The organism is Caballeronia ptereochthonis (genome assembly GCF_001545075.1).
GTDB lineage: Bacteria > Pseudomonadota > Gammaproteobacteria > Burkholderiales > Burkholderiaceae > Caballeronia > Caballeronia ptereochthonis.
This window is the reverse complement of the sequence record NZ_FCOB02000031.1, coordinates 12,646-26,407: the sequence shown is the minus strand read 5'-3', so window position 1 is coordinate 26,407 and position 13,762 is coordinate 12,646. Positions and strand designations below refer to the sequence as shown.

Genomic DNA, 13,762 nt, shown 5'->3' with positions numbered 1-13,762 from the left:
CATCGAATGATCCGCGGTGCGGCTAATCCGCGCCGCGTGCGATGAGCCTGTTCACCGGAATGTCGACGTCGATTCGAAAGCCATCGCCGGGCGCGCTGCGAAACGCGATGACGCCGTTCAATTGCCGCACGCGCTCGCCCATGCCGAGCAGGCCGAACGTGTTGGCGGCATGAGGCCTGTCTGGTTGCGCGCCACGGCCGTTGTCCTCGATGGATAAGGTGCAACGGGTCTCGTCACAGACGATGGCGATGCGCACCTCGCTCGCATGGGCATGCCGGACGATGTTGGTGAGCGCTTCCTGCACGATACGGAAGATCGAAGTGGCCGCGGACGCCTGAAATTCGGCTTCTTCGCCTTCGATATCCAGGTCGATGGCGAGGCCGAAGCGGCGGCGCACGTCGTTGACGAGCCATTCGATCGCGGCGAAGAGGCCGAGTTCGTCGAGCACGGGCGGACGCAGGCCGGCCGCGATCCTTCGGACCGATGCGATGATCGTATCGATTTGCGCTTGCAGTGCGTGCGTCTGCCGTGCAGGGCCGTTGCCGCTGCCGGAATCGAGATTGGCGAGCTGCATCTTGAGCGCCGCGAGCTGCTGGCCCAGATCGTCATGCAGTTCCCGCGCGATGGACGCGCGCTCCTTCTCGAGCGCCGCCTGGACATGCGCGGACAACTCGCACGCATGCTGCAGTTCCGCGAGCCGCAGACGGTCGGTCATGTCGCGGGTGACCTTGGCGAAGCCGATCAGCTTGCCTTGCTTGTCGCGCAGCGCGGTAATGACGACGTTCGCCCGGAAACGCGTCGAATCCTTGCGGATGCGCCAGCCCTCGTCCTCGACACGACCCGTTTGCGCTGTCGTTTCGAGTTCCTTCTGCGGTTTGCCGCTTGCAATGTCCTCGAGCGGATAGAACACCGAAAAATGACGGCCCACGATCTCGTGGGCCTCGTAGCCCTTGATCCGCTTGGCGCCGTTGTTCCAGGTCGCGACGTTGCCATGCGTGTCGAGCAGGAAGATCGCGTAATCCTGAACGGATTCCACCAGAAGTCGGAAGTGCGCGTCCGTCTGCAAGATCGATGCCAATGCGTTCTGAGGGGGCGCGTCATCGGTCTGCGTCGGCAGGTTGCTCGAATCGCGCATCTGAGGTCTCTCTGGTGATGCGAAAAAACACAGTGTTCGACGCACAGGCCGCTTTTCCGGCGATATTTGTCGGCGGGTCTCCAGTTTAGACGTAGCGGAAAGTGCCGTCACGCCTGGGGAAAAAAGCCTTGCTCACGATGAGATGGTTTTCAGTATCGCGCGCTGCGGCGTAAGCGTTCGAATCCACGGCGGCCCCTCGCATGAGTGCGTTCAAATGCGCGCTATCGTGATGCGCCGTGTGCCGGCTCGATTGATTCACGCCAACGCCTCATGAGTGATCGGCCGTTGACGTGGATCAATGGCGTTCGAGCACTCGCGCTTAGAGTTGGGGCCATGTGCACGGCGTCATTGCGCCATGCAGGGCGAAGAGGGAGTCCGTCAGTCAGGATGAGCAAGGCCGATTGGGATTCGGTGATGCGCACCGATCTCGACGCGCTCTTCAACATGACCAAGCCATACATCGGCGCGATGATCCAGCGCGGCTTCGGGCGCGTCGTGAACATCGGCTCCGTGAACGGTGCGCGCGGCGCGTTCGGCCAGGCAAATTACGCGGCCGCCAAGGCGGGCATTCACGGCTTCACCAAGGCGCTCGCGCTCGAAGTGGCGAAGGCGGGCGTGACGGCGAACACGGTCTCGCCCGGTTATCTGGCGACGGCGATGGTCCAGTCCGTGCCCGAGGAGGGGATGCGCACGAAGATCCTGCCGCAGATTCCGCTCGGCAGGCTCGGCCGACCCGAGGAAGTGGCGGCGCTCGTGGCGTTCCTGTGAACCGGCGAGGCCGCGTTCATCACCGGCGCCGATCTCGCGATCAACGGCGGCATGCACATGCACTGACGCATGACAGGCGCTTCATCGCGAGGCAAGCGCATGGAGGTCCACATGAGCGACACGCCAGCCCAAGGCAAGCAGCGCGCGGCCTTCGGACGCATTCTGCTATGCATCGATTCGACGGAAGACCGGGCGAACGCCGCGGCGCTCGTCAGCGCGCTCGCCGATGCCGGGTCGAGCGTGCGCATCGTCGGATTGCTCGAGAACGCACGCGCGATGATCCCGCACGCGCCGCTCGGTTTCTTCAACTTGAGCGCCGCCCATGCGCAGTTGCGGCGCGGCGTCGAGGCAAGCGTGAGCCGGGCGCAGGTCTGTCTGAAGAACGCGGGCATCGACGCGGATGCGCAGATGGCCGACCTGTTCGAGGATGGCGGGGACGCGGCCCATGCGCTTACGCGAGCCGCCCAAGCCTGGGGCGCCGACCTCGTCGTGCTCGGCGCGCGGCAGCACTTGTCCGTGCTGCGATGGACCGAGCGTGCATCGCGAGAGGCGCCGGGCCTCGCGCGTTGCTCGATGCTGGTGCTGCCGCAGCGGCGCGCATACGATCTGACCACGCGTCCTCGCCGATTGCTTTGCGCGATGGACGGCAGTCTCGCTTCGCTCGAATCCTTGCGAGCCGGGATCAGGATCGCGAGTCCTGGCGCCCACGTAAGGGTGATCTATGTGCTGGACCGTTCGGCGCGCGGCAGTGAAGCCGTCTCGCATGGCTCGCTTCAGGATGCATTCTTCGAAGAAGGCCAGGCGGCATTGACCCGGGCGCGCACCGCCTTCGCGCAATCGTGGGGCGCGCAGGACTTCACGTTCGATACCGCGCTCGTACGCACCGAGGAAGCCGGCGACGACGTCGCGCATGCGATTGTGCGCGAAGCGGCGCGCTGGAGCGCCGATGCGATCCTCATGGGCACGCACGGGCAGCGCGGTGTCGCGCGCTGGATGCTCGGGACCGTGTCCGGCCGCGTGACCGAGCTTACGGAGGTGCCGTTGCTGCTGTCGCGCCGTCGCCCGATCGAATTGAACCGGGCTGCATGAGCATCGCCCATGCGAGGCGTACTGATTGACGCAGGTCAATCGCCCCAGGGCGAAGGCTTTTAAAGTGACCCGGTGCCCTTGCACAAGGTCGTGGAATCCAGACAGAAGCCGGTCGGACAAGACAAGCGTCGGCCGGCCCTCTCTTCTCCATGCTCAAGGAGACTCCCGTGAGCAATCCGACTCGTTTCGATCCCTTTTCCATCGAGCCCGTATCCGAGCTGTTTCAAGGGCTGCTGCGCCCGCTGCGCGGTTTCTCGCTCGATGAGTCGCCGCTCGGACACGTCAGGATCGACGTGAGCGAAACCGATGCGGCCTATGAGGTGAAGGCCGAATTGCCCGGCGTCGACAAGAAGGACATCGACGTGAAGCTCGACCGCAACACCGTGTCCATCCACGCCAGGACGGAGCGCCACAAGGAAGTAAAAGAAGGCGAGCGGGTGATTCGCCGCGAACGCCATACGGGAGAAGTCAGTCGCACGTTCTCGCTCGCCAGCGAGATCGACGACACCCGCGCGAGCGCACAGTATCAGGACGGCATTCTGACACTGACGCTGCCGAAGAAGACGCCCGCGGACCAGAAGCGCCTGCCGATCAACTGATGGCGGGACCATGCGCAGCCTTGCGCGCGCAAGATCGAAGCCCGGAGGTACGCCTCATGAAAGAGGACTGGAAGATCAGGCAGGACGTGGAAGAGGAACTCGAATGGACGCCGGAAGTGCTTGCAACGCGGATCGGAGTGCAGGTTGCGAACGGCATCGTGACCCTGTCGGGGCATCCCGCGAGCTATTCGGAGAAACTCGCCGCCGAAAAGGCCGCGTGTCGCGTGGCCGGGGTGAGGGCGGTAGTCGTCGAGATGCAGGTTCGCCTGCCTCACCACGACGTGCGCTATGACTCCGACATCGCGAGTGCGGCGGATACGCTGCTGCGCTGGACGGTCGGCCTGCCCGAAGGCGCCGTCGACGTGCAGGTGGAGAAGGGCCATGTCACACTGCGCGGCGATGTCGACTGGGCTTATCAAAGCCACAAGGCCGCGAGCGGCATCGCTCATATGCGAGGCGTGACCGGCGTGACGAACCTGATTCAAGTGCGCGGCGATCTCGCCGCCGTCGATATCGGCGACGAGATTGCCCGCGCGCTCAGGCGTCATGCCGAACGCGAGGCGAAGCACATCGAGATCAAGGTGGAAGACGGCACCGTCACGCTCTCGGGGCAAGGTCGACAGCGCAGCCGAACGTGATGCCGCACGAGGCGCCGCGTGGGCCACGCGCGGCGTGACGGCAGTGATCGATAACCTGGAGTTCGGTTGATTGGCCGATGTTCGCGTGCGGTTGATGCACGTCAACGGCGCGCGAAGTGTCCGGTCGTAACGTGAACACGTGCGGAAAAGCGCCCCTGACCCAACCCTCCGGAGTCCATGATGCAAGCACGCGATGTAATGACCTCCACCGTCGTATCCGTGACGCCTGAAACGACGGTGCACGAGTTGGCCCTGCTGCTGACGCAGCACCGTATCAGCGCCGCACCCGTGGTCGATGAAAGCGAGCACGTCATCGGCATGATCAGCGAGGGCGATTTGCTCCGTCGGGACGAGATCGACACCGAAAGGAAGCATACGCGCCGGTCGTGGTGGCTCGAGCTGCTTGGCACGGATCGCGGCGCGGGCGACTACATCAGGTCGCACGCACGCACCGTCGGGGAGATCATGAGCCGCGAGCCCGTGTGCGTGAAGGAGGACACCTCGCTCGCGGACATCGCGTCCATTCTCGAAAGCCATCACATCAAGCGCGTGCCGGTGCTGCGCGACGGGCGGCTCGTCGGCGTCGTCAGCCGTTCGAATCTCGTGCAGGCGCTGGCGTCTGCCAGCGTGCCGGAGCCTGTGCCGGGCGCATCGGCAAGCGATGCCGAGATTCGCGCAATGCTGATGGGCGAGCTGACCGGACGCGGCTGGGCGTTTCCGGGCCGCGATATCGTCGTGCGCGATGGCGTCGTGCACCTGTGGGGCACGGTGTGGTCGAGCGATCAACTCGACGCCATGCGTATCGCGTCGTGGAACATCCCGGGCGTGAAGGGCGTGGAGGATCACACGATTCCCTATCCGATCATGCCGGGCATCTGAGCATGGGCACGGGTCTTTCGTGCCGTGCAATTCCTGCGTCCGGAGGGCCGAAGCGATGATTCAGGAACTGACGCTCGACGCACCGGTGCGCCTTGACCCGGATTTCCTGGAGTTCACCGGGAGTCTCGACGGGAGACGACAGGTCTTTCGCGTCGATGCAGGCGTGTTCAGGGAATTGCTGCAGGTCAGGCGGATCGGAGAGGCGAGCATGAAAAATCTCTTCATGGCCGACGCGGAGCATTTCCTGCTCGTCGCGACGCGCAAGCTCGCCAGCAGGGGCCAGGCAGCGCGCCGATTCAACTGACGCTTGCCGACCTGCTTCGTTGAACGCTACGCGCTCGCGGCGTCAGTTCGACATCAGCACGGGAACATTCGCATCGCGCAGCGCTGCCCGTGTCAGACCGCCGAGGAATGCTTCGCGCAGGCGGCTGTGATGAAACGCGCCCATGATCAAAAGCCGCGCGCGTTCGGACTGCAGGAAGGACATCAGCGCGGCCTCGACATGAGCCTTGTCTCTCACCGTGAGCTCGACGACATTCACGCTCACTGCATGCCTGATCAGGCTGCGCATGAAGTCCGGCGCGGCGCGTCCGTCGGCGAGGGGCGCGTCCCGCTCGGCGCGAATCGACACAATGTCGACGCGTCTCGCGCGACGCAGTAGCGGCAGGGCGTCGAACCCGGCGCGCGCCGCTTCCCGGCCTCCGTCCCAGGCGATGACCGCCATTCCGTCGAGCGGGCTCGGAGCATGCTCACGAGGCCAGACCAGCACCGGGCCGCCCGCGCCCATGATCGTATGCTCGGGATAGCGGTCGGCGAGGTGAGCGTCCGGCTCCTGGCTGTCATGCTGTCCGACGAGAGTCAGGCCGGCGCAGCGCGCGCGATCGACCAGCGAACAGCCTGCGGTCATTTCATCCGCCAGCCAGTCGCGCGTCACCTTCGACGCGGCGAGCCTGCCGCGAAACATGCGCTCGACGCGCTCTCGTCGCTCGAGGCACAGCGCCTGAAGCGGCATTTCATACCGGTGCCAGAGATCCGCCTGACAGTAGAAGCGCGGATCGAGCGTGAAGTCGGAGTACAGGCCGAGCAGGTGCGCATCGAAGCGCTCCGCGAGCGACACCGCGGCATCGAGGCGGCGCACCGCGTGCGCACTCGTATCGAGCTGGACGGCAACGGTCTTGTAGGTCATCGGAGCCTCGCGGGACGAGCACGTCGGTTACTCGTTGGCTCAGCACCCACTGGACGAGCCTGCGCGCGTCTTCGCGCGAGAGCGGGCCGCCGCCCCGTCCAGCGGCCGACGGCATGGCGACCTTGCCCCAGTGCGCCTCCCCGCCCTTGCGCAGCTTGCTTTCGAGCATGTCGCTTGCGCCAGGCACGCCGCGGTAGCGGGCGGAGATCTGCTGAAATGAGGGCGCCCGAAACGGCGTATCGACGGTATGGCAGAACATGCAGCGTTGCCGATCGATCAGACGCGCAGGTTCGGGCGTGCCGGACGCGAGGCAGTTTCCGTACGCGCTCATCCATGCGAGTTCGGCAATCGTTCGAGCGATGTTCGCGAAGGTCCGCCGCGCGAGAAGCCGGCGCATGCGTACGGGGCATTGTCGCCGCGCCTCCGAGTCGCCGCACATGGGAGCGTTCGCCGGATCGCGCGTCGCGCTCATGTGTCCTGCCTCGTTTCGCCGAGCGCGGGCACCGCATGGGCAACCAGGCGATACAGGCTCTCCAGGCTCTCGCCTTCGAAGGTCGCTTCGCCGAACGGGTCCGAGCGATTCTCCAGCGCCGCGTCGAGCTGCGCCCAGTCGCGCTCCGGAAGGAGGCGCCCGGCGGCGGGCAGAATGAGCGTCTCCTCCACGCGCCTGTGGTTCGCGCAGAACGCGACGTATTGCTCCATCAGCGTGCGCAAGCCGGGCAGAACCGCCTCGCCCTTCAGTTCAAAGCGAGTGAGCGCATGCTCCAGATTGCGCAGGCGCACGTCGCCTTCGATGTGCTCGCATTGCAGTTCGTCGAGCACGTCGTCGAGATTGTCGGTACGGTGGCGTAATGCGGCGAACAAGTAGCGGTCTTCGAATGGATGATGGAACTGCTCCGGATACTCGCGTATGTAGTAGAGCATCGCGCGTAGCACGATGGGATCGGGCACCGGGCCGCCGTCGCAGAGCGTCTGCACGAAGCCGAGCATGGCCGTCGTGACCACGGCAAGGCGTTGGTGATGCGTAATGCAGTGTGCTCTATCGTGTCGTTCATGGCATTACCCGAATTGAACGGATTGCTCCCCGGTTCACTGGTCGCGGGCGAAGTGCCCGACGGTTTGCGCCAGCAACGTGCTGGATCCGACCGGCAGCTTCAGATTGACGGCCAATGCCGTGCGGTTCATCCAGCCGCGCGCGGCCACCGCGAGACCCGCCGACGCGCAATACAGATAGACGTTCTGCAAGATCGCGCCGGCGCTGGCGCTCGCAAAGCTTTCGCGCTGGCGGGCCGGCACCTCCTGCATGCGGTTCAGATCGGCGACATAGACCAGATCGATGGGCGCATGGGCGAGGAAGTCCTGGTAGCCCGTGGTCGCGCAAGTCGAACGGCGCCACGAGCATGAGACGGTGCTCGATCGCGTCGTATCGATACGACCCGGTGGCGAGAAGCACGTAAATATCGATCTCGTATCCGCCGAGCGCGGAGGGAGCGGTGCGTCCGCCGTCCGCATCGCGGTTGATGCCGTCGGCGGCCCACAGCAATTCGCCGAGCACGACGGTATCGATGGGATCGGGCGAGAAGTTGCGCGACGTACGCCGCGCGGCGAGCGCATCCAGCAGCGGCATGCCGCCGAAGCGCTGCGGCCGTGGCAGCGGGATGACGGCGGGCGGCGTGACGTCCAGCGGACGCGGCGCCGGCGCGTTCAACACCGAGCCGATTCGAAAGAGCGGTTTGATCATGGCTGCATGCTCGCCGACGCGAGCGATCGATGCGCGGGAATGAGCCGATTCTTCCCCCTGCGCGAGCGGGCGATTGATCTGGATCAGTCCTCGTGGTCGGCGCGCGGACGGAGTGGCGTGCCTGACCGGGCTTGCTCCGGGCGTGCCGACGCACCGCGACGCGCATGCTCGTCGAACGCTGTATTGACGAGCAACAGCGGCGTGCGGGTGATGCGCGCCACCCGGCTCGCCACGCTGCCGAGCAGCCAGCGCGCGGCGCCACGCCGGCCATGCGTGCCCATGACGAGCAGGTCGGCGCGCCATGCGTTCGCCTCGCGCACGATGGTGTGGGCGATGTCGTCCCTGCATTGGTTCGTGCTCACGATCTCGGTCGTCTTCTCGCCGGGAACGTGATCGAGCACCCGTCGCGCGATGGCGATGGCCGACTTGCCTTCTTCGACGAATGCCTGCTCGAGCAGGGCAAAGGGCAGCGGGTTGCCGAAGCGCGCGGCCTTGTCGATGACGTAGATCGCGCGGACGTGCGTTTCGGGTGTGCAGAACCTCGCGCCGAGGCGCAGGGCCGGAAGCACTTCCGTGCTGCCGTCGACAGCGAAGAGAATGCGTCGCGGCCCGTCCGAAAGAGGCGATTCGAACGACTCCGGAACGATCAGAATGGGCAGCCTGACGTTTCTCGCCAGGGGCTCCGCTACGCTGTGCTCCACCCAGCGCAACAATCCATGATGCTGACGCGCACCGATGATGAGCAACTCCGCGTTCCAGTGTCCGGCTGTGTCGGCGATCGCATGCACGACGTCCCCGCCATGCGCCGACAGATCGAGCAGCTCGGTGTCCACGCTAGCGCCGGCTTCGACGAACTTCGTCCGGGCGTGGTGCAGCATGTCCCGGGCATCGCTCACCAGGCCCTTGTGGACTGCCTCGAGCGACCGCGGAATCGTGTCGGGAAGCGGAAGCGGCACGTTCAGGTCCTCGACCACGCTGACGATGCGCACGGACGTTTCGGCCGAGACGAGCTTGCACGCGTAAGAGAGCGCGTTTTCCGATGCAGGCGAGGTATCGACTGCGATGAGTACTCTGCGCGGGCGATACGCCGGGGCAGTTGGCTGGATCGATTCCATCGGACATGGAGCAAGCGCGGCGGCGTTGCTTCCTTGCGTTGACATGCGTCTATGTTGCCGCGGATCGCGTGAGAGACGCTTGATCCAGATCACGCCGATTCCGGGAGTCGAAGCGTCGTCGTGAGATGAATCACGCACGGCGCCGCGGAGCATGCAATGCTGGACGGCGTCCGACGCAGGGATCCAGGGTCTCGAGGGCTTGTCGAGTTCGAGAATCGCGTAGGCGCGGGGGCTTACGCGGTCGAACGTGTCGAGGTGAACAGTGATGCGCATGAATGCTCTTCGTCGAATCATGCCCGGATCGTCGGGCAGGCTCAGCAGAAAGCTTGATCCGAAGCGCGAGAGACATGCATGACCTGGGTCAATGAATGCACGCTCCGTGCCGAAAGCCGATTCGATGTCGGGCGACGTGGAATGGCAAGGCGGCAACTTCGTTGGCCGGAGATGTCAATGACAGTCGCCAGCTCTTGAAAAGGCTGCGGGAACCTCATTCATCGGTTGCAAACCTCAGCATCTGTTCCCTGAGGGCTGTCGGCACCGCGACCTTGCATCGATTCTTCAGCGAAAAAAGTACGACGGTCTGTTCAACCCTTGCGCGTAGCTCCGCGCCGACACACGCCGTGATGCCCAGCTTGACCGAACTTCTTCCGATGTCCAGCACCCGCAGGCCAAATCGGAGTGTGTCCCCATGTTTGCTTGGTGCGACAAAATCGGCGTGGATGCTGACCGTTGGAATGCCAAGGTGCTCGGCCCCGATGAACCGCGCATAGTCGACGCCCAATCCGTCATTGAACCAGTCTTCGAGCACTTCATGGAACAGGACGAAGTACTGCGGATAAAACACGATTCCCGCGGGATCACAGTGCTGGAATCGCACGATCTTGTCGCAGTGGAATGCCTTGCTTGTCGTCATGGTTTGGACCTCTCTGACGACTGACGCATGATGACCGGACGGTCGTGCCTCGGGTCGAGGTCACGCAGCAAGAAGTCCGATCGTGCCTTCGCTGTTCGAATCGCCTCGTCGAAAGACATGGCGGTCGCTACATGCCGGTGGTTGACGCTGACGCGCCAGCCATCGTCCGATAAACACCAGCGAATCTTCCCGCCCTCCATTAGTGCGGAAAACCATCGCCATACAGAAGCATCCTCGGCATTGGCGCATGCGGCGGCCAGTGCGCGCGCCTCTCGAAGTTTCTGAACGTCGATCACGCGTGCTTCGGTTTTGATAACGGACACTAACACTTCGCTTGCTCCAGGATCCGATCGATGACGAGCTGGTTGCCGAGCGAGTTCTCGAGCGAAAATGCGATTGACTTGCCATGCCCCAGCAGCACCGAGGCGAAATTCTCCACCATCAACTGATACTGGTCGACGTTGCCGAAATCGAGAGTCTCGACTTTTCCACTGGAATCGGAGCGAATCCTGATTCTCGCCTCGGCATACGCGCCCGGATTGAACGGCGCATCCAGCGAAAGCCAGGCCTTGGAACCGTGGAAAGTCATGTGCTGACGTCGCGCGAGCTGGGTCCCGCAATAGAAGTTCAGACGGAAGCCGGGAAAGGTCAGATCGCAGATCGCGAGCTTGTCGGTGCCATAGCGCGGGTCGATCGCGATGTCCGCGCGCACCGAGAGCGGTTCCATGCCGGTCGCGATGCGCGTCGTCACGACCGGATAGACGCCGATGTCCCGCACGCCGCCACCGCCAAGCGCCAGATCGTTCTTGAGCGCCCTGGGATCGTCGTTGAAGTAGGTGAAGGAGCCTTCGACGAGTTCGAGATCGCCGAGCGATCCGTCGGCGATACGTTCGCGCACGAATGCCCATTGCGGATGGTGCGCGACCATGAACGCCTCGCCGCACAAGAGCCCGGTCGCATCCCGAATCGCGATCAGTTCGCGGACCTGGGAGGCGGTCATTGCGATCGGCTTTTCACACAACACATGCTTGCCGGCAAGAAGCGCCTTTTTGCACCACTCGAAGTGATTGGCCGTGGGCCATGGAATATATACGGCATCGACCGAATCGTTCGCGATGACTTCATCGTAATTCGCGCATGTGTCCGCTATGCCGTGTCTCGCAGCGAACGCGGCTGCACGCTCGATATCGCGCGCGGCCACGCATGCCACGCGTCCATTGCTCGATCGCTGGATTGCGGGCACGACGAAACTGTCGGCGATTCTCGCCGCGCCGAGCACGCCCCATCGGATCATGTCGCTCATTGCCTTTTCCTCGTGTGGTTCGATGCGTTGATCAACATACGGTCTGAAGCCGTTCGGCACACACGCGAAGCACTTCATCCGGATCGCGTCGCCACCAGTTCTCTTTCGAAAAGATCTCGACCTCGACCAACCCATCGTAGCCCGCCCCTTCGACGCCTTCACGCATTGCGGACAGATCGACGACCCCGTCGCCCATCATGCCGCGGTCGAGCAGCAGATCGCGGGTTTCGCGCAGCCAGTCGCACACGTGGTAGGCGAGAATGCGATCGGCGCCGCCAGCCGCCGCGATCGATGCCTGAAGGGCAGGGTCCCACCAGCAGTGATAGACGTCGACGGCGACGCCAAGAAAGCCGGAGCCCCCGGGATCGAGCGCTTCGCAAATATCCACCGCCTGTGCCAGCGTGTTGAGCACGGCGCGGTCAGCGGCATACATCGGATGCAGGGGCTCGAGGGCAAGCGGCACGCCGCAATCGCGAGCCGTTTCGAGCAGCGCCGCAATGCCATCGCGGACCTGCGCGCGCGCGCCGCTCAAGTCGCGGCTGCCTTCCGGCAAACCGCCGACCACCATCACGAAGCATTTCGCGCCTAGCATCGCGGCGTCACGCAGGGCGGCCTTGTTCGCTTCGATGTTTGCCACGAATTGTGCATGTGTAGATGCGGGCAAGTACGTCGAGCGGCAATAACCGGTGACAGTCAGATCGAGCGCCTTGATCTGCTTTGCGATCTCTTTGACGCCCGCTTTCTCCACTTCGTGACGCCACGGCGCGATGCCGCCGAACCCGGCCCGTGCGATACGGTCAATCGTGCGGCCGAGCGGTTCGCGATGACCGAGCGTCGCGGTGTTGATGGAGCACAGGTCGAGTCTTCCCGTCAGGTTTCTCATGATTGTCCAGATTGATATCGAAGACGAGCAGTCCTTGAATGCCGCCTTCCAGCGCTTCGATGAGCCGCGCGCCGATCGCGCGATGGGTCGGATGCGCAAGGTAGGCGAAGCATGTGTCGCGGCTCGCGAAATCCATCATGAAGCCATCGCCGAAGTTCAGGCCGTATCCTTCCGGCGAGACGTTGGGTCCGCACTGAAAGTTCGTGAATGCGATGCCGGGAATTTCGGCGAGCCGCCTGATCTGCTCGAAGAAGGCGAGGCGGCTCGCAGCCGCCACTTCACTGCGGAAGCGGCATAGCACGATGTGCCGCACCGGCCCCTTGGCGCTGGTCATCGTCACTCTCCGCAGCCGAGCGACGTCATGACACGGCGCATGCGCGAGAGTGCATCGGCCGGATCGCGCAGGAGGCCCGCCTGATCGGCGAGGCGGAACACATCCGCGAGATAGGCGGGCGGGCGCATGCCATGATGGCCGCCAAGCATGAAGAAGTGGTCCTGGAACCCGTTCAGATAAGCCAGGAACACGACACCGGTCTTGTAGTATTGCGTGGGCGCCCGGAAGATGTGGCGCGATAAGGGCACCGTTGGCGCGAGCAGCGCATGGAAGGTGTCGAGATCGCCGGCGGCGAGCGCGCCAAGCGCCTGCGACGCGGCCGGCGCGATCGCATCGAAGATGCCGAGCAGCGCGTGGGAATACCTGGCGTCGTCACCCGCGATCAGATCGGGATAGTTGAAATCGTCGCCGGTGTACATCTTCACGCTGCGCGGCAGCTGGCGGCGGAAGGCGATTTCCTTGGCGTCGTCGAGCAAGGATATCTTGATGCCGTCGACGCGATCGACGCTGCCGCCGATCACGTCGAGGCAGACCTGCGCCGCGCTCTCGTAGTCCGGCGCGCCCCAGTAGCCGGCAAGCTCCGGATCGAACATCTCGCCCAGCCAGTGCAGGATGACCGGCTGATCGCACATCGCCAGTACTTCGCGATAGACGCGACGATAGTCGTCCGGCGAGCGCGCCACCCGGGCCAGTGCACGGCTCGCCATCAGGATCACGCGTCCGCCCACGCGTTGCACGGCTTCGAGTTGCTCAGCGTAGGCGCGGATCACCTGATCGCAGTTCGTGACCGAATTCAGCGCGACGTGATCCGTGCCGCAGCCTGAGGCAATCAGGGCGCCGGGAATATCGCGCGTGCCTTCGATCGTGCGCGCGATCAACTCGAGCGCGCTCTGCCAGGGCAGACCCATGCCGCGTTGCGCGGTGTCCATCGCTTCGGCAATGCCTAGCCCTTGCTCGAGCAGATAGCGACGGTATTCGAGCGTGCGCTCCCAGTCGATTGCGGGCGCCGCGTTCAGTTCGCCGGCGCGCAGCGGATCGGCCACCACATGAGCGGCCGAATAGGCGATCCGGTTGAACGCCCGGGCGGGTGCGCGAACGTCGAGCGGCCTTCCTTGCAGGCGATAGCTGTCCATCGTGCCGAGGGCGGTCGGCAGCTTCAGTGTCAGGTTCATATGCGTA

14 protein-coding genes and 4 pseudogenes are annotated in these 13,762 nt (G+C 64.2%); 6 read left to right on the top strand and 12 right to left on the bottom strand.

The window, feature by feature from the left end:
* Nucleotides 1–22 precede the first annotated feature (22 nt).
* Nucleotides 23–1,135, bottom strand: coding sequence for a PAS domain-containing sensor histidine kinase (locus AWB83_RS27500; RefSeq protein ID WP_087048779.1), 1,113 nt, complete (start codon nt 1,133–1,135; stop codon nt 23–25).
* 306 nt (nt 1,136–1,441) lie between these two features.
* On the opposite strand from AWB83_RS27500, the pseudogene AWB83_RS27495 reads away from it, so the two are divergent.
* From AWB83_RS27495 to AWB83_RS27470, 6 genes and pseudogenes are all read left to right on the top strand, one after another.
* Nucleotides 1,442–1,969: pseudogene (locus tag AWB83_RS27495) on the top strand (SDR family oxidoreductase); the annotation flags it as partial.
* Between the two features lie 45 nt (nt 1,970–2,014).
* Nucleotides 2,015–2,992, top strand: coding sequence for a universal stress protein (locus AWB83_RS27490; protein ID WP_159463083.1), 978 nt, complete (start codon nt 2,015–2,017; stop codon nt 2,990–2,992).
* A 167-nt stretch (nt 2,993–3,159) separates the two neighbouring features.
* Nucleotides 3,160–3,591, top strand: a complete 432-nt coding sequence (locus AWB83_RS27485) for an Hsp20/alpha crystallin family protein (protein WP_087048832.1) — start codon at nt 3,160–3,162, stop codon at nt 3,589–3,591.
* Between the two features lie 56 nt (nt 3,592–3,647).
* Nucleotides 3,648–4,299: pseudogene (locus AWB83_RS27480) on the top strand (BON domain-containing protein).
* 110 nt (nt 4,300–4,409) lie between these two features.
* Nucleotides 4,410–5,108 (top strand): CBS domain-containing protein, encoded by a 699-nt coding sequence (locus AWB83_RS27475; protein WP_087048831.1) that lies wholly within the window; start codon nt 4,410–4,412, stop codon nt 5,106–5,108.
* Nucleotides 5,109–5,163: 55 nt separating this feature from the next.
* On the top strand, nt 5,164–5,412 hold the full coding sequence (locus AWB83_RS27470; RefSeq protein ID WP_087048777.1) for a hypothetical protein: 249 nt from the start codon (nt 5,164–5,166) through the stop codon (nt 5,410–5,412).
* A 42-nt stretch (nt 5,413–5,454) separates the two neighbouring features.
* Here AWB83_RS27470 and AWB83_RS27465 read toward each other — a convergent pair whose 3' ends face one another.
* From AWB83_RS27465 to AWB83_RS27415, 11 genes and pseudogenes are all read right to left on the bottom strand, one after another.
* Nucleotides 5,455–6,294 carry a universal stress protein gene (locus AWB83_RS27465; protein WP_143750115.1) on the bottom strand — a complete coding sequence of 280 codons (840 nt, stop codon included), beginning with the start codon at nt 6,292–6,294 and terminating at the stop codon, nt 5,455–5,457.
* A 468-nt stretch (nt 6,295–6,762) separates the two neighbouring features.
* On the bottom strand, nt 6,763–7,299 hold the full coding sequence (locus AWB83_RS27455) for a hemerythrin domain-containing protein (protein WP_341866747.1): 537 nt from the start codon (nt 7,297–7,299) through the stop codon (nt 6,763–6,765).
* Between the two features lie 84 nt (nt 7,300–7,383).
* A pseudogene (locus AWB83_RS27450) lies at nt 7,384–8,035 on the bottom strand (SagB/ThcOx family dehydrogenase).
* Between the two features lie 83 nt (nt 8,036–8,118).
* Entirely contained in the window at nt 8,119–9,150 is a 1,032-nt protein-coding gene (locus tag AWB83_RS27445) for a universal stress protein (protein ID WP_087048829.1), read from the bottom strand.
* Nucleotides 9,151–9,330: 180 nt separating this feature from the next.
* A pseudogene (locus AWB83_RS37890) lies at nt 9,331–9,423 on the bottom strand (DUF3564 family protein); the annotation flags it as partial.
* Between the two features lie 214 nt (nt 9,424–9,637).
* The gene (locus AWB83_RS27440) at nt 9,638–10,063 is read right to left on the bottom strand and encodes an acyl-CoA thioesterase (protein ID WP_087048775.1); all 426 of its coding nucleotides are present in this window, start codon (nt 10,061–10,063) and stop codon (nt 9,638–9,640) included.
* Nucleotides 10,060–10,359: a hypothetical protein gene (locus tag AWB83_RS27435; RefSeq protein ID WP_244197908.1), complete on the bottom strand. Its 300-nt coding sequence runs from the start codon at nt 10,357–10,359 to the stop codon at nt 10,060–10,062. The genes AWB83_RS27440 and AWB83_RS27435 overlap by 4 nt, the downstream gene beginning before the upstream one ends.
* 26 nt (nt 10,360–10,385) lie before the next feature.
* Nucleotides 10,386–11,366, bottom strand: coding sequence for a Gfo/Idh/MocA family protein (locus tag AWB83_RS27430; RefSeq protein ID WP_087048774.1), 981 nt, complete (start codon nt 11,364–11,366; stop codon nt 10,386–10,388).
* A 31-nt stretch (nt 11,367–11,397) separates the two neighbouring features.
* Nucleotides 11,398–12,249, bottom strand: coding sequence for a sugar phosphate isomerase/epimerase family protein (locus AWB83_RS27425; protein ID WP_087048773.1), 852 nt, complete (start codon nt 12,247–12,249; stop codon nt 11,398–11,400).
* A complete protein-coding gene (locus tag AWB83_RS37765; protein ID WP_087048772.1) occupies nt 12,164–12,583 on the bottom strand; it encodes a Dabb family protein in 420 nt (139 codons plus the stop codon). The genes AWB83_RS27425 and AWB83_RS37765 overlap by 86 nt, the downstream gene beginning before the upstream one ends.
* A 2-nt stretch (nt 12,584–12,585) precedes the next feature.
* On the bottom strand, nt 12,586–13,755 hold the full coding sequence (locus AWB83_RS27415) for a dihydrodipicolinate synthase family protein (RefSeq protein ID WP_087048771.1): 1,170 nt from the start codon (nt 13,753–13,755) through the stop codon (nt 12,586–12,588).
* Nucleotides 13,756–13,762: the final 7 nt, after the last annotated feature.

What these genes read in the sequence shown, in the direction of transcription:
- AWB83_RS27500 (WP_087048779.1), bottom strand. Translation starts at nt 1,135, where the DNA reads ATGCGCGATTCGAGCAACCTGCCGACGCAGACCGATGACGCGCCCCCT.
- AWB83_RS27490 (WP_159463083.1), top strand. Translation starts at nt 2,015, where the DNA reads ATGAGCGACACGCCAGCCCAAGGCAAGCAGCGCGCGGCCTTCGGACGC.
- AWB83_RS27475 (WP_087048831.1), top strand. Translation starts at nt 4,410, where the DNA reads ATGCAAGCACGCGATGTAATGACCTCCACCGTCGTATCCGTGACGCCT.
- AWB83_RS27470 (WP_087048777.1), top strand. Translation starts at nt 5,164, where the DNA reads ATGATTCAGGAACTGACGCTCGACGCACCGGTGCGCCTTGACCCGGAT.
- AWB83_RS27465 (WP_143750115.1), bottom strand. Translation starts at nt 6,294, where the DNA reads ATGACCTACAAGACCGTTGCCGTCCAGCTCGATACGAGTGCGCACGCG.
- AWB83_RS27445 (WP_087048829.1), bottom strand. Translation starts at nt 9,150, where the DNA reads ATGGAATCGATCCAGCCAACTGCCCCGGCGTATCGCCCGCGCAGAGTA.
- AWB83_RS27440 (WP_087048775.1), bottom strand. Translation starts at nt 10,063, where the DNA reads ATGACGACAAGCAAGGCATTCCACTGCGACAAGATCGTGCGATTCCAG.
- AWB83_RS27430 (WP_087048774.1), bottom strand. Translation starts at nt 11,366, where the DNA reads ATGAGCGACATGATCCGATGGGGCGTGCTCGGCGCGGCGAGAATCGCC.
- AWB83_RS27425 (WP_087048773.1), bottom strand. Translation starts at nt 12,249, where the DNA reads ATGAGAAACCTGACGGGAAGACTCGACCTGTGCTCCATCAACACCGCG.
- AWB83_RS37765 (WP_087048772.1), bottom strand. Translation starts at nt 12,583, where the DNA reads ATGACCAGCGCCAAGGGGCCGGTGCGGCACATCGTGCTATGCCGCTTC.
- AWB83_RS27415 (WP_087048771.1), bottom strand. Translation starts at nt 13,755, where the DNA reads ATGAACCTGACACTGAAGCTGCCGACCGCCCTCGGCACGATGGACAGC.